We start from the raw sequence: 13,115 nt of genomic DNA, 5'->3' as shown, positions 1-13,115 counted from the left end.
TGTAGTCACGCAAACCGCTCGGATTGTTGAGTATCTCCCCCGCGTAGTCCTTAATGTGGATATTCACATATTCGATGGTCCGCGGATCAACCTTTGGTCCGCCTCGATTGTGGGAACGCGAAGCCGAGCAAAGCTCCCACAGATCGTGCGTCTTCTGCCATTTGCGGAAATGATCGATCAGCGTCCTATTGCAGAACACCAGCGTTTCCGGATCGATATCTGCTGCTTCGCGGGCGCGATTAGGACTGACACTCCCCGTGGACTTTGCGTTTTACCGCACCGTGGTCATAGTTTGGATCTTCGCGATAAGCGTGAAAATCCTTGATGACCTTGGCACCTTTTTGCCTCGACGACTTTCGCCATGTGGCGTTGCGTCGGATTTTCCGGGATCAGTTCTTCGGCAATGCATTCATCAACCGCAGTCACCCAAAAAAGCGAAGGAACATCGCATCACGATCGGATGGTGCAATATTTAAGCGCTTGGTGAAGAGCCCGAGGTTGTCGAACACCTTGAGGCGGCCTTCTTTTTGAAGGCGATCGAACTCTCCATGGAAAAGGAAGCGGCCTTCGCCGACTTTCTGTCCCTTGAGCTCATAACCGTCGGATACAATGCCGATTGGATCCCAGCGCTTGCCGTCGATCTCCACATAGGTATACGGATTGAGCTTGAGCTCGCGTAGAACGTTGCCACGCTGTCGAACGAAGGTCACGGCGCGACCTCCGTCGGCCGCGCTTTGACCTTCGAGCCGATGTCGATCTCGCCAGCATCGACCAGCACGAGTTCGCGTTCGAATAGGAGCTTGATCACGGTTCGAAAGCAGACCCCAGTGCCTCCAAAAGGCTCCACAGAAATCGCTGATGGTCACGGGAGAGCTAAGGTTGCGCGCATGTTCGCGCAGCGCTTCCAAGCAGACCCAAAACCTGTCATTGAGGACAGATTGGAACAGCCGGGCGTTGGCTAGCGACCATTGAGGAATGTCAAGTTCAGTGATGGTCTGGGCCTGGTCGGCAATGTCGGAAGGCACCTGATCAAGAATGAGATCATTCAGTTCGAAGTGACCGGTCTTCTCTGCCCTCACCTTCGGCTTGTGCGACACAAGCGTGCGGAGTCCGTCGTAGTAGCTGACGCGGGCATCGTACGCCGTGGACCTTTGTACACCGTCAGAATCTATGTAATTGAGGTACTCGAATTGCGTCTCGATGCGAGAGACCTTAGGATCCTGACAGAACAGCAGGATGGTATTTTGTTCTCCCTGGGATTCGGTGACCTTCACCAGCTGATCAAGTGGGTCGCGAAATAAACAGACGTTGTGCTCGCTGCTGCTCTCCGGGAGCTGGACGCCATGGATGGGAATTGGAATATCGCGGCTAGGACGATACTCTAGGTTCGCTTCCTGCTTCGTATAGAAGCGAGTATGACGGTGGGGGCGCTCAGGCGCGAAATCTGTCCGCTCCGGGCGCAGCTTTTCGCGCGTCAGCGCAGGAAGAAGAGGGGGGTATATTTATGTTTATTACGCATGACCTCTCCCAGTCATGCCTGCGGCGGCGCTCTTGACACGAGTCAGCTGAGCGCACATCCTTCAGATGCACGACGGAATTCGTGGTGACTGTGATCGGCGGTCAAGCTCCCTGCAAAAGATCTGACAGCCGTACTCGAATTAATGCGCTTGGGTTTTACCTGGGCGCATTTTCGTTTAGCGCGGGATTGCGCGACCCCCACCTGCAACCGCCGTAATTGCGACCGGTTGGGCGATGGGCGTCAGCGAGTTTTACGTTCCTTCCTTCTAAGAGAATCGCTTCGCCGAAGTCAGGTTCGCGGAATTGCTGCCGGATCTCCATAAAAAAGTGTCATGAAATCAAACGGTTAAATTCCTTCTCCCATCACGTGATGGGAGAAGCAACTCAAGCGAGCGCAATTCCGGCATTTTGTACTACAAGTGGAACTGTTGTGCCGAATTCGGCACAAAATGGCTTGCTAATGGGTGAGTGATGGGATGCCTCACTCTGGTGAGCGGTAGATCGGCGTAAGCAACAGCCTTTCTTAAGCGTAAGGCGTGTAGAGAACGGTCGAACAGGGGGTGCTCAATGACCGGAACAACGAAAAAGCTGGCGCCAGTTGATGAGAGAAGCATGGACGTCTCCTTGTGGCATTTGTTGATGCTCGCGAGGTCTGCCCAGGCGAACGTTGGCCGTCAGACAATTGAAGCAAGCTCAACCGTCATCGCTCGAGACTTGAACATAGCGCGCGAAAGGCCGCCCAAGGCGCTTCTGGCGCTGGAAGGCTTCTTCGGAAGCGACATTCAGACAGCAAGAGCCTCCAAGCATGATGTTGATCCAACAAAGCGCGCTAGGCGGTCCGGAGTGCTGTCCAAAAAGGGGAAGAGCATTGGCCGGGGCGGTTCTCGTTCTCGAATTTTGGATTGACCGAATAACGGACGAAGAAGCGGACTTTGACGCTATTGTTCGACACCTCAATTCCGACCTGAAAGCCCTCAAGGCAAAAAGCGATGCCTTTAGGCGAGAGCCAGAGTCGGATGCGCCTCCGGAATTCTGACCTAAAGGGGTGGTTCTGGAATGTGGGTGGAGCACGGAGGCAGTGTTGGATGCTCGAGCTTCGTCTCCATCCTTCCAAGCTTGACCGCAGTTTTTGGCCCCAACCCGCGGCCAAGATCCTCCATTAGCTCGATATGGCCATTGGCGATCATTGACAGCACCTGCGCCACCGCGTCTGTCGCGGAAACGCCAATGGTTTCGACGGCGTCCCGCATGCAAAAAAATTGTCTCTCCCGCCTAGGAAGTCGAGCAGCCGGTAACGGCTAACCGGGTCGATAAAAGTCCGCTTGTGTCTCCAGACGCTACGCTCGGCCGTTGCCTGCGGTTGGCGCCGGAGGTCCTCGCGTAGGACCAGTTTGCTTTGAGTGTGGTCAGGACGATATTGAAAGGCGCCGAACCCCGACGATCTTACCAAGACCAACAATGTGACGGATCCGGATCTCTCTGTACTCAAACCCGTGTTCGTCTTCGTCATGGCTTTCATAGGCGGGCGCTGGAGCGACTTCGTCCACTGCGGGGCTGAGCGTCGACCGAATTAGGGCATCGCGAAACCATCTATGGCGATATCGCACCGGCCAAGAAGTCTTGAAGCTTTGAAAGCCGGGGTACTTCGCCGCCAGGTCGTCCGGCGACTGATGGGCAAGTTGATACATCGGGACATCCCGCTCTTGATTATTGATAAGAGCCCGTCTGCATCGAACTGACTGAAGTAAACCAACATCTTGCTGGTGGAGTCAAGATAGCTAGCTTTCTAGATATCTACAGGTTGCTGAGTTTGCCTCGCCAAAGTATCGTGATCGTGGATTTTGTGAATGCAGGCATGCCTGCGGAGATGTCTAAAATGTCGAAAGCAGTTCCCCGCGATGACGGACGAAAGCCTTTGCTCGTCTACCTGAAGCCCGAGGTTATCCAAGCACTTAAGAGACGTGCCCTTGATATGGATACCTACGCCTACCTCGTTCTCGAAGAGATACTGGAGCGTGAGCCTGCACTGAAAATTAAGCCAGCGAGCGCGGAGTCACAATGCTCCGAGGCTTCATAGGGTTGGCGGCTCGGCAAATGCTCGATCACCCATCAGCGACAGCCATGCCACTGTTTGAAAAGCTATAGCGCAGGCATCAAACTGGTCGCTTGACAATGTTCTCTATTTGTTCTTTCTTGCCGTTGCTCATGCATGCAGCGCGTGACCTCCCACTAACTCGACCGTGATCGGCTTGGAGCTGACGCGGTCCATTCTGGAGGCCGTGATGCAAAAGCCATCCGCCAGTCAAGATATTCCTGCAAGGGCCGAGGTGCTGGCCCGCGTCTACATGGACGCAATTGCCGGCTCCGAGGGGGTGAAGATTCACCCGATGTTCAATCTCCATGATGACGACGCCGTCGATGAATTCCTCAAGGGGTTGGAATCCAAGGACGACGCCAATCTTCCCCACATTCGCGTGGACCTTCTCGTTGCCGCAGCCCTCAGCGCGCGAATGATTGCCGCCGAGGCGGACTTGGCTCACCGCTTAAGGAACCAAGGTCCCGTGGTTCTGGTCAAAACTCATACGAGCGAGCTGGTAGATGCTTTCAAGGAGGTGTTCGAAGCATGCGCAACGAACGCCGGGGCCATCCGCAAGCTGATCGTTGCCCGCGATGGCACTGAACGCAGCAGCGGCTCTGGGCGTACCGACAGGGATGTCCTGTCGGCATTGAAGGCGCAATGGCCGGTTATCGGGATCGCTCCGAATCCGAAAAAGCAGCTTCCCGCGTCGTTGCTGCGCATGGCGCAGTACGAGCTTTCGGTGCCGCCAATCGACGAGTGGGATATCGAACTTGTCCTCCAGGCGATTACCGGAAAAAAGCCCGAACGCATCATTGACCCAGACGTCATTCGTAATGCCGACATTACGGATTATGCCTTAGCGTTTCACCGCGGTTATTCGGCCGAAAAGTGCATCGAGCGCTTGGAAGAGCTGGTTACGAAGAAGCGCGTGGTGGACCAAGATGGTCCTTTGCTCGAAGACCTCGCGGGCTATTCAGAAGCCAAGGTCTGGGGGCTGGAGCTTGTGGCTGACATCGCCGCCTACCGCAAGGGCGAGGTATCTTGGGCCGACGTCGACCACCGGGGCCTCTTGCTCTCGGGACCGCCAGGGGTCGGTAAGACCAGTTTTGCCAAGGCGCTGGCAAGGTCCGCAGGAGTACCGCTCATTGCGACGAGCGTTGCCGACTGGAACGCCGCAAGCTTCCTTTCGGGCACCCTTCAGAGCATCCGCGATGTCTTCGGTAAGGCCCAGAGGTCGGCGCCATCGATCTTGTTCATCGACGAAATCGACGGAATTTCCGATCGAAGCGCACTGAGGGGCGACTACGTCGAGTATTGGACCCAGATCGTCAATTTGGTCCTTGAGCAGCTCGCCGGGGTCGACGAGCGCCCCGGGGTTACTGTCATTGCCGCGACCAACCATCCCGACAAAATCGATCCAGCGCTCCTGAGGTCTGGGCGCCTCGATCGGCACATTTCTCTTCAGAAGCCGGATGTGACCTCAATGGCAGCAATCTTGCGCTTTCATCTCGGTGCCGGTGTTCTGCCCGAGGCTGACCTGATGCCTATCGCCCTTGCCGCCCGCGGCAGTACAGGCGCCGACTGCGAGGCCTGGGTCCGTCGCGCGAAAGCCGATGCCCGTCGGGCCGGCCGCGATCTCACGGTGGACGATCTGATCAATCAGGTCATTGCCAACAATACCATGACGCCGACCCTCCGCCGTCGCATTAGTATTCATGAGGCGGGACACGTCGTGGCTGGTCATGTGCTTGGTGTCGGCAAGCTTCAGGAAGTCGGCATCGGCCACAATGCCGGCTTCACGCTTGTCCAAGGCCTCGTTCCGGCTGGCGGCTGCGAACGGGATATGGACAATGCGGTCAGCTTTTTTCTCGCCGGCCGTGCTGCCGAAAAGATCCTGCTCGGTGATGTTGGTACCGGCTCGGGAGGCAATCCAGAGAGCGATCTTGCCAACGCAACCACAATCGCGCTGCAGGCTGATGCCCAATTTGGCTTTGGCGCGCTGGGCCTGCAATACGTGCCAGACACCCAAGTCGCTTACGGTTGGGTCGCTCCTCAGCTTTCGGTGTCGGTCCGCAAGCGGCTCGACCTCGGCCTTCAGAAGGCGGAAGAAATCCTCGGCCACAATCTTCACTTGTTGAAGACGCTCGCCGACGCCCTCGACCGCCATGGATACCTTTCGGCTGCCGAGGTCGCTGACGTCATTGATAAGGCAACACAGGGCTCGGCCGCTGGCGTAAAGGATGCAGCAGAATGAACCGGCTGGATCTTGAGTCTCATCGCTCGGGGCTCCGCCTGCCCGAGGACCTCGAACACCTGCTAGACGCTGCTGACGACTTTTTCACGTCAGTTCGACATCGACGTCGATGATATCCTGCGAGAGGTCACGGCGACGCTCCACCGTCGGGTCGAATTTGACCGACTGCGCCAGCGCTTCGGTGTTTCACTGCCCAGACAGTAGCAGAGACCATAGGGCAGGGCCTCGCTCCTGCCTGTCCTTCCCAAAAACCAATTCCCTTTCAGGCCCTCGCGCAAGTTGCAGGGCGAAGCTATGCCATGAAGATCTGGTTGTTCAGCGATATCCATCTTCCCGGTCAGGAAGTTCCATTCAGCGCTGTTTTCCCGACTGCTCCCGAAGCAGATGTCTGCGTCGTCGGTGGCGATCTCGTCGAGGGCGATCCGGTCGCCGGAATTCGATGGCTTTCTCGCCACATCAAGCCGCTGATGAACGTCGTGTATGTCCTCGGAAATCACGAGTTCTATTCCCGTCATCGCCCAATGGATCGTGCTCGTGCTGAGGCCCGCCTGGCAGCCGACCTAGAAGGCATTCATCTCCTCGACGACACCTCCGTCACCATCGACGACGTCACCATCTACGGCTCAACTTTGTGGTCGGATTTCGATATTCTTTCGTATGGCAATCTGGATCAGCGCCAGCGGGCGCTGGATGTTGCGCGCTACGCCCTCAACGATTTCCGCGTCATACGGACATGCGAGAATTCGTCAGAGCTGTGGACCCCAGAGCTCGCCAGATTGCAGCACTTTGCATCGCGCTGGTGGCTCGATGGCGAGTTGGCGCAAAGCACAGGCCGCAAGGTCGTCGTAACCCATCATGCGCCGCACCGTATGTCTATTGCACCGCAATATGCGAAGGATCCCGTTACCGCGGGGTTTGTCAGCGACCTGAGCGAGCTGATCGGCCGCCACCAACCCGATCTCTGGCTGCATGGACACACGCATTCGTCTTTCAACTATTCCGTGGGATCGACGAGGGTAATTTGCAATGCGCGTGGATACCGCCATGAGAGGGTTAGCGGCTATGATCCCGGCTTGGTGATCGAGATCTGACACGAAAAAAAGGGCGGGTCGTCAGAGATGGCGGCTCGCACGCAACTGTCACCCGAAGGTCGAAATTGCGGTGCTGCGCATGACTGAGATTGGTAGCCTGGCTGGGCGATTAACGGATGCGACGAAACGTTTGGCAACGATCATAGGTCTTTCCGAAGCCGGAATCGTCAATGCGGCCAATCAGGTTCAAGTCGTCACCGCACCGGTATCGCAGAGCGAGCACTTGATTAAATACCTGAGGGCTAGAGTCGTTCTCCTTGCCGCATTGCCCCATCGAACCGCGCGGGATGATGCCAAACTCAATGACGAGATTGACGCTATCGATGGGCTTCAATCAGCCTTTTGAGACTTGCTTGGCAAAGCGCACTGTCCGGGGTCAATTGGTAGGTAATTTCCCGGAGATTGAGCGGCAGCTTTCGACCCCTTTTCGGAAGTTCAAACTGACTTTGCGCTTTCCCAAAAGCTGCCGAAAGTCTTCCGAGTTTCGGCTGACAGTGGTGGGGCTCGCCAAGAAGCGGCAGCCCGAGGGCCGCCGCTGAACTTAATGTCAGACTATTTCAGTCCAGAACGCTGTCGCCGAAGGGGTGATCTATCACCATCTTCCACCCTCCCTCAGGCTGCCGCGTCAACACTGCGACAGATAGTGCTCTCATAGTGCCGTCCGGGCTGGGCGCTTCCCATGCCATAAGGTGCAGCGCCGTGTCTCCCGACACAATGACCTCATGATCGCCATAGGTAAAGTTGACCCCTGCGGCGATAAAGTCAGCGAACATCGCACGCATCGCCTGCTCGCCCGTGACGACTTGTCCGGGGGCAGCGACGACACTTGCCGGGCTGACATAGGTGGCCATCACCTGCTCGATATCGCCCCTGGCGAAGGCATCGGTCATCGTGCTGATGGTGTGCAGTACGGCATCTTCGTCGGACATGACTCTTGGTTCTCCGGCATGGCTCAGGGCAGGCAGCATCGCGGCGACGATCATGGTCGCCATCAGTTTTGGGCGCATCGGCCCCTCCGTTTTGTTGACGGCCATGTCATAGAATGCGGGACTGACAGAAACCGGCAGGGTGTCCATTCTATGCGTCTATTCAGACTGTTCGATCTGCTCGACCGGCTGCGGACCCGCAGGGTTCCGGTCAGCGCGGAGACGCTGGCGAAGGAGATGGGTATCTCGTTGCGCACCGTCTATCGCGATCTTGCCGACCTCCAGTCGCTGGGCGCGCCGATCCGTGGCGAAGGTGGGGATGGGCTATGTGATGGACCACGGATACTTCATGCCCTCTCTCCACCTTTCGCAGGACGAGCTTGAAGCGCTTGCGTTTGGCGCACGGCTCGCCGCGTCACGGGGAGGCGATGCCGTGGCGCAGGCCGCTGCCACGGCCATGGCCAAGCTGGCGTCAGCTATCGGAGAGGATGATCGGGCGCGTTTGCTGGATACTCCACTCGAGGTTGGGCCAAGTGCCACGGCACCCGCGCCGCTCCTTGACCGTCTCCGACTAGCGGTGCGGGATCGGTCAGTGCTCCAGGTTGACTACCGGGACCTATCCGGACGTCAATCCAGCCGCATCGCACGCCCTCTGGGCTTGACCATGTTTGATGCAGTCTGGCTCCTGACCATCTGGTGTGAACGATCAGCCGATTTTCGGCATCTGCGTGTTGATCGCATCGAGAACGTCCATAAGACGGGGGAGCGCTTCCGCCAAGAGCGGGGGAAGCGCTTTATCGACTGCCTAGCGTTAGAAAAAGCGCGATAGTCTGTAGCCGCTACGCCACGATCGCCGGTAAACCGACCGCCCTACGGCCTTCGTTGGTTTTCAATGAAAAATCAGAACCAAGGAAGAGATCGGCTTCTTTTGTTGTCAGCCAAGCTATCGCCTGCGCCACCCATTGGGGCGGTATATGCGAAGACCATTCGAGCCGGCTAACGGGGTTGATGGCGGACGCCTTAATCTGCTCCTGCATACAGGTTGCAACGGTTCCGGGGCTGAGCCCAACCACGCGTATGCCTTGGCTTCGGTACTCCAAGTCTGCCACGCGGGTAAGCGCCAGGACCGCTGCCTTGGTGGCGCAATAGTGGCTCCATCCTTCAAGAGCTGAGGTGGCGGCTCCGGAGGAGATATTGACGATGGTGCCCCCTCCACCCGCCAACATGGTCGGAATGGCGTAGCGCAGGCCATGGTACACGCCCTTTAGATTGACATCGACAACGCGCCCCCCAGTCGTCCACTGGGCTGTCGGCGAGACGGGCAATCGGGTCGATCACACCGGCATTGTTGACCAGAAGATCCAGCCGACCCGTTTTGTCTCCTGACGTGTTCTATGAGGCGCTTGACCTGGTCGGCATCTGAGACGTCGCAGGTCAAGGCATGTGCAGTCTGGCCATCGCTACGCAACGAGGCCGCAATCTGTTCAATAGATTGGGTATTGCGCGCCGACAGGAAGACCTCGGCACCAAGGGATGCAAGGTGTCTGGCAGTGGCTTCGCCGATGCCGCGGCTCGCACCGGTCACCACGACCACATTGTTCGTAAGGTTCATGGGGATAGTCCTTTAGAGGGCCGCGGGCCTTCCCCGCGGCCAACGGTTACTCGGCGGCCAGTGCCGCTGCCGGCGACCAGGCGATGGCGGGATCGGACATAAAGGCTTCAAGCGGTATGTCGGCCAGTGCGGCGCTGTAGTTGGCGATCACCTTGGCGGCGATGACGGCCACCACATCCAGCACGTTGGCCTTGGTGAAGCCGGCCCCAAGGAATGCCGGAATGGCCTCTCGCGCTTCGCCGCGCGCCTCAGCAACGGTACGCGCAAAGGTCCAGAGCGCAGCAAGCTTGCTGTCTTCCGGTGGCAAGCCAGCGCGCAGGCGCACAACGGTCCCCTCACTCATACCCACCTGTCGCGACAGGTAGGTATGCCCCATCGTGCAATAGGCGCACCCGTGAAGGACATTCACCGCCTGGTAGGCGACCTGCTGCTCTACTGGGCTCAAGGTAGAGGCGCTGATATGACTCCAGAGCGTTTCGTAGCCTGCGAGGGCGCTGGGACTTTCCGCGAGGGTCGCGTGCATGGTGGGAATGAACCCCCAGGCCTCTTTCACCGCCAGTAGCAGGGTTTTTGACTCTTCCGGAGCCGTGTCAGGGGTGTGCTGTACGAAGTTGGACATGTGTTTTCCTGTTCGGTTGGATACCGAAGCAGGACATATTGCGGACAGATTGAACGATAAATGGCATGAGAAGCCGGATGATCATGCAGGGATTGCACGAATGAACCTGAGCGATTTGGCCCTGATACAGGATGTGGCTCGGCAGGGGAGCTTTGCCGCCGTGGCCCGCCAACGGGACAGCGATCCATCATCGATTGGTCGAATAATTGCCGGAATCGAGGAGGAGCTCGGCTTTCGGCTCTTTGCCAGGACCACCCGGCGCATGGAGCTAACGGAGGCGGGCACCCTTTATCTGGGCCGCATCATGCCGGCCTATGAAGAGCTGCAGCAGGCGGCCGACGATTGCCGGGCCATGCAGCACCAGCCGAGCGGAACCCTGCGCATTTCTGCTTCCGCGACGTTTGGGCAGAGATACATCGTGCCCCGGCTGGCGGAGTTTCGGCGCGCTTATCCAGCGGTGTCAGTGGAAGGCATATTTTCCGACAGCAACGTCGATCTGCTGTCTGACCACATTGACTTGGCAATTCGCCTGGCGCCCGCGGTCGAGGGCGACTTCGTTATCAGCAAGCTGATGGACACCCATTACCATGTGGTCGCCGCGCCGGACTATCTCCGCATAGCGCCGCCGCTGGAGCGTCCCGAAGATTTGGTACGGCACCGCGCTATACTCTTTCCCTATGCCGATTACCGCTCCCGCTGGATCTTCCGAGACGCTGAAGGTCGGGTCATTGAACAGAAGGTCGCTGGCGACTTCGTGCTCTCACCTGCCGGCGCCCTTCGAGATGCTGCAATAGCCGGTCTTGGACCGGCTCTGTTGCCAGACTGGCTGGTCAGGGAGGACGTCGACAGCGGAGCGCTCCGCCTTTGCTTAAGCGCCTGGCAAGCGACCGCTACCAATTTCGACACCGCGGCCTGGATGATCTATCCCAGTCGCAAATACCTTCCCGCAAAGGTGCGCGCCATGATCGACTTTCTGCGGGGAACGTCGGCACTGCGACTGGATCACGGCGCCGTCACGTGATGCCTGGCTTTGAGATCACGGTGCGGCAAGGCTGTCAAAGAACGCTCTGACTCTTGCCGTCCGCCTCAACTCCTTGGGCGCAAGCAACCAAACATCCAGTGAAAAGGCCGTTTCGTCCGACAGCTTGATCAGCTCACCGTGGCCATCGGCCATGGTCGAGGGAACCATTCCCGCCCCCAGGCCCTGCCGCAGGGCCTCGAGCATCAGCATTGGCGTGGAAAGAAACGCCAATGGCCGGGTACCGGAGGCATTCCTGCGCATCCAACTTTCCGCGCGGGCCGCGCAGGGATGGCCGAGGTAGTCGAGCCAGGGTAGCATTGGGAGAGGCGCTCCAAGAAACGATCGGTGGGCAAAGGCATAAAAGTCCAGCCGCTCGAGCACTTTACCATAAAGGTGCTCCTCAGGCGCGTTGGTCAGTCTAAGCGCGACCTGGGCCTCCCCGCGGGACAAGCTTTTGACCTCCACATCCGTGGCGATGCTCAACTCCACACCCGGATGTCGTGCCCTGAAGTCTGCAAAACGCGGCATGTACCTCAGCGCCAGCAAGTCCACGGTCGTAAGGTCCAGCCGGCCAGACAACCGCTCATCATGCCCAGAAATGCCCCGTTCGAGCGCCGCAACTTCCTCTTCGATCCGTTCTGCCGCTTCGAGCGCACGCTGCCCTGCTTCGCTCAAGCGAAGGCGGTCGCCGGCGCGTTCCAGAAGGTTCGTTCCGAAATGCCGTTCGAGCCCCCGCACCTTGCGGGAAACAGTCGTGTGGGCGAGGCCCAATTGCTTGCCTGCCCTGCTGTAGGTCGTCGCGGTTCGGAAGGCCATCAGAACGGGAAGGTGATGGTGCGGGCTATCGCTGTGCAATTTTGCTCATGTGTTGTGCATTGTCGGTCGTTGTCGGGGCATCATTGCACATCCATCTTTCGGTCGTCGATAGAAAGGACTTCGCATGACGTCGGAAACATCGCTGAGCAGCTCCCAAACCTATAGTTCGCGTGAAAAGTACCAGTACGACACGTTCACCACGGACCTGATCCTGCAGGATATGGTTTTCAAGCGGACCGACCTTGGCCCCGGTCAGTTCGTTCCGTCATTTGACCTGCCCGTCGTCGGGGGCGGACGCTTTCGCAGCATGGAGCTGGGGGACGGGCCCGTCCTCATGGTCTTCGGGTCTCTGACCTGCCCGGTGACGGAAAGCTCCGGGCCGGTCCTGAATGACCTGCACCGCCGTTATGGAGATGCTGTTCGCTTCGTCATGGTCAACACCCGCGAAGCGCATCCCGGCGAACTCATTCCCCAGCCGAAAGCCTTCGAGCAAAAAGGAGAGGCACGCCCGCCGGTTGAAGGAACATCATGGCTTCGCCTTCGAAGTGGCAGTGGACGATATAGACGGCACGCTGCACCGGGCGTTGAGTCCCAAGCCCAACTCCGCCTACTTGCTGAGCCCACAGGGGCTGATTTTGTTCCGTGCGCATTGGGCGAACGATCGAGCGGCTCTCGAAAAGGCGATTCAGCAGGCTTTAGCGGGTCGCGCGCTCACCCGGAGCAAAAGCGCCGCGATGGCCTGGCCCTTGCTGAAAGCGATCGGATATCTACCCGGGGTCGTCCGGAGCGGTGGACGAAAGGTGTCCCACGACGTGTGGCGCGCGGTGCCGCCTTTCGGCATAATGGCCGGCGCCAGCCGGCTATTTCCCTTCTTGCCGCGGGATTTTCGCGGTGCTGCTGCGGCCCTCATGCTGGTGGGCACACTGGTGGGTATGGGCCTCGCCGCAGCAATATTCTGACGACTTTCCTTGTCTGCAGCAAAGTCCGCTTCCCGCAGTTCGTTCCGGAAAGCGGACCTTCGGCTTTCCACCCCGAGGCGGCGTTGGGGTAGCGGCTAACTGCGACCCCATCTCGGACATTCGCGCCGAACGACCGTTCACCTGAAAGCAGACGTCTTTGTCTTGATTGACAGAGCCATCGTCCAAGTGGAATATCGATGTATGGGGACTGCGATCTCC

The 13,115-nt window shown here is 58.4% G+C and carries 14 protein-coding genes; 8 read left to right on the top strand and 6 right to left on the bottom strand.

Annotated elements, in window-relative coordinates; genetic code table 11:
* Nucleotides 1-422: 422 nt before the first annotated feature.
* Nucleotides 423-1,274: a hypothetical protein gene (locus NVV77_RS01200; RefSeq protein WP_295409917.1), complete on the bottom strand. Its 852-nt coding sequence runs from the start codon at nucleotides 1,272-1,274 to the stop codon at nucleotides 423-425.
* 811 nt (nucleotides 1,275-2,085) lie between these two features.
* Between NVV77_RS01200 and NVV77_RS01195 the strand changes: the two genes are divergently transcribed.
* The 4 genes from NVV77_RS01195 to NVV77_RS01180 all read left to right on the top strand — a co-directional run bounded on the left by NVV77_RS01195 (nucleotide 2,086) and on the right by NVV77_RS01180 (nucleotide 7,289).
* Nucleotides 2,086-2,424 (top strand): hypothetical protein, encoded by a 339-nt coding sequence (locus NVV77_RS01195; protein ID WP_295409915.1) that lies wholly within the window; start codon nucleotides 2,086-2,088, stop codon nucleotides 2,422-2,424.
* Nucleotides 2,425-3,800: 1,376 nt separating this feature from the next.
* Nucleotides 3,801-5,852, top strand: a complete 2,052-nt coding sequence (locus tag NVV77_RS01190) for an AAA family ATPase (RefSeq protein ID WP_295409913.1) — start codon at nucleotides 3,801-3,803, stop codon at nucleotides 5,850-5,852.
* A 299-nt stretch (nucleotides 5,853-6,151) separates the two neighbouring features.
* The gene (locus NVV77_RS01185) at nucleotides 6,152-6,943 is read left to right on the top strand and encodes a metallophosphoesterase (protein ID WP_295409911.1); all 792 of its coding nucleotides are present in this window, start codon (nucleotides 6,152-6,154) and stop codon (nucleotides 6,941-6,943) included.
* A 79-nt stretch (nucleotides 6,944-7,022) separates the two neighbouring features.
* Entirely contained in the window at nucleotides 7,023-7,289 is a 267-nt protein-coding gene (locus NVV77_RS01180; RefSeq protein ID WP_295409909.1) for a hypothetical protein, read from the top strand.
* Nucleotides 7,290-7,500: 211 nt separating this feature from the next.
* On the opposite strand, the gene NVV77_RS01175 is transcribed toward NVV77_RS01180, so the two are convergent.
* Nucleotides 7,501-8,019: a DUF4440 domain-containing protein gene (locus NVV77_RS01175; RefSeq protein ID WP_295409907.1), complete on the bottom strand. Its 519-nt coding sequence runs from the start codon at nucleotides 8,017-8,019 to the stop codon at nucleotides 7,501-7,503.
* A gap of 3 nt (nucleotides 8,020-8,022) precedes the next feature.
* Between NVV77_RS01175 and NVV77_RS21825 the strand changes: the two genes are divergently transcribed.
* Both NVV77_RS21825 and NVV77_RS21820 read left to right on the top strand, forming a co-directional pair.
* Entirely contained in the window at nucleotides 8,023-8,253 is a 231-nt protein-coding gene (locus NVV77_RS21825; RefSeq protein ID WP_367178576.1) for a helix-turn-helix transcriptional regulator, read from the top strand.
* Nucleotides 8,189-8,698 (top strand): helix-turn-helix transcriptional regulator, encoded by a 510-nt coding sequence (locus tag NVV77_RS21820; protein WP_367178575.1) that lies wholly within the window; start codon nucleotides 8,189-8,191, stop codon nucleotides 8,696-8,698. Before NVV77_RS21825 ends, NVV77_RS21820 begins: the two co-directional genes overlap by 65 nt.
* Before the next feature lie 10 nt (nucleotides 8,699-8,708).
* Here NVV77_RS21820 and NVV77_RS01170 read toward each other — a convergent pair whose 3' ends face one another.
* From NVV77_RS01170 to NVV77_RS01160, 3 genes are read right to left on the bottom strand one after another with little or no spacing between them, the layout of a single operon-like run.
* Nucleotides 8,709-9,128 carry an SDR family oxidoreductase gene (locus tag NVV77_RS01170; protein WP_295409905.1) on the bottom strand — a complete coding sequence of 140 codons (420 nt, stop codon included), beginning with the start codon at nucleotides 9,126-9,128 and terminating at the stop codon, nucleotides 8,709-8,711.
* Nucleotides 9,129-9,133: 5 nt separating this feature from the next.
* Entirely contained in the window at nucleotides 9,134-9,481 is a 348-nt protein-coding gene (locus tag NVV77_RS01165) for an SDR family oxidoreductase (protein WP_295409903.1), read from the bottom strand.
* Between the two features lie 46 nt (nucleotides 9,482-9,527).
* Nucleotides 9,528-10,100 carry a carboxymuconolactone decarboxylase family protein gene (locus NVV77_RS01160; protein WP_295409901.1) on the bottom strand — a complete coding sequence of 191 codons (573 nt, stop codon included), beginning with the start codon at nucleotides 10,098-10,100 and terminating at the stop codon, nucleotides 9,528-9,530.
* A gap of 100 nt (nucleotides 10,101-10,200) precedes the next feature.
* Between NVV77_RS01160 and NVV77_RS01155 the strand changes: the two genes are divergently transcribed.
* The gene (locus tag NVV77_RS01155; RefSeq protein ID WP_295409899.1) at nucleotides 10,201-11,121 is read left to right on the top strand and encodes a LysR family transcriptional regulator; all 921 of its coding nucleotides are present in this window, start codon (nucleotides 10,201-10,203) and stop codon (nucleotides 11,119-11,121) included.
* Nucleotides 11,122-11,136: 15 nt separating this feature from the next.
* On the opposite strand, the gene NVV77_RS01150 is transcribed toward NVV77_RS01155, so the two are convergent.
* Nucleotides 11,137-11,976, bottom strand: coding sequence for a LysR family transcriptional regulator (locus NVV77_RS01150; RefSeq protein WP_295409897.1), 840 nt, complete (start codon nucleotides 11,974-11,976; stop codon nucleotides 11,137-11,139).
* A gap of 350 nt (nucleotides 11,977-12,326) precedes the next feature.
* Between NVV77_RS01150 and NVV77_RS01145 the strand changes: the two genes are divergently transcribed.
* A complete protein-coding gene (locus tag NVV77_RS01145) occupies nucleotides 12,327-12,896 on the top strand; it encodes a hypothetical protein (protein ID WP_295409895.1) in 570 nt (189 codons plus the stop codon).
* Nucleotides 12,897-13,115 lie beyond the last annotated feature (219 nt).

The organism is Devosia sp. (assembly GCF_024707125.1).
In the GTDB taxonomy this organism is placed as follows: domain Bacteria; phylum Pseudomonadota; class Alphaproteobacteria; order Rhizobiales; family Devosiaceae; genus Devosia.
Note: the sequence above shows the minus strand (reverse complement) of the source record. Positions and strands in the feature narration are given on the sequence as shown.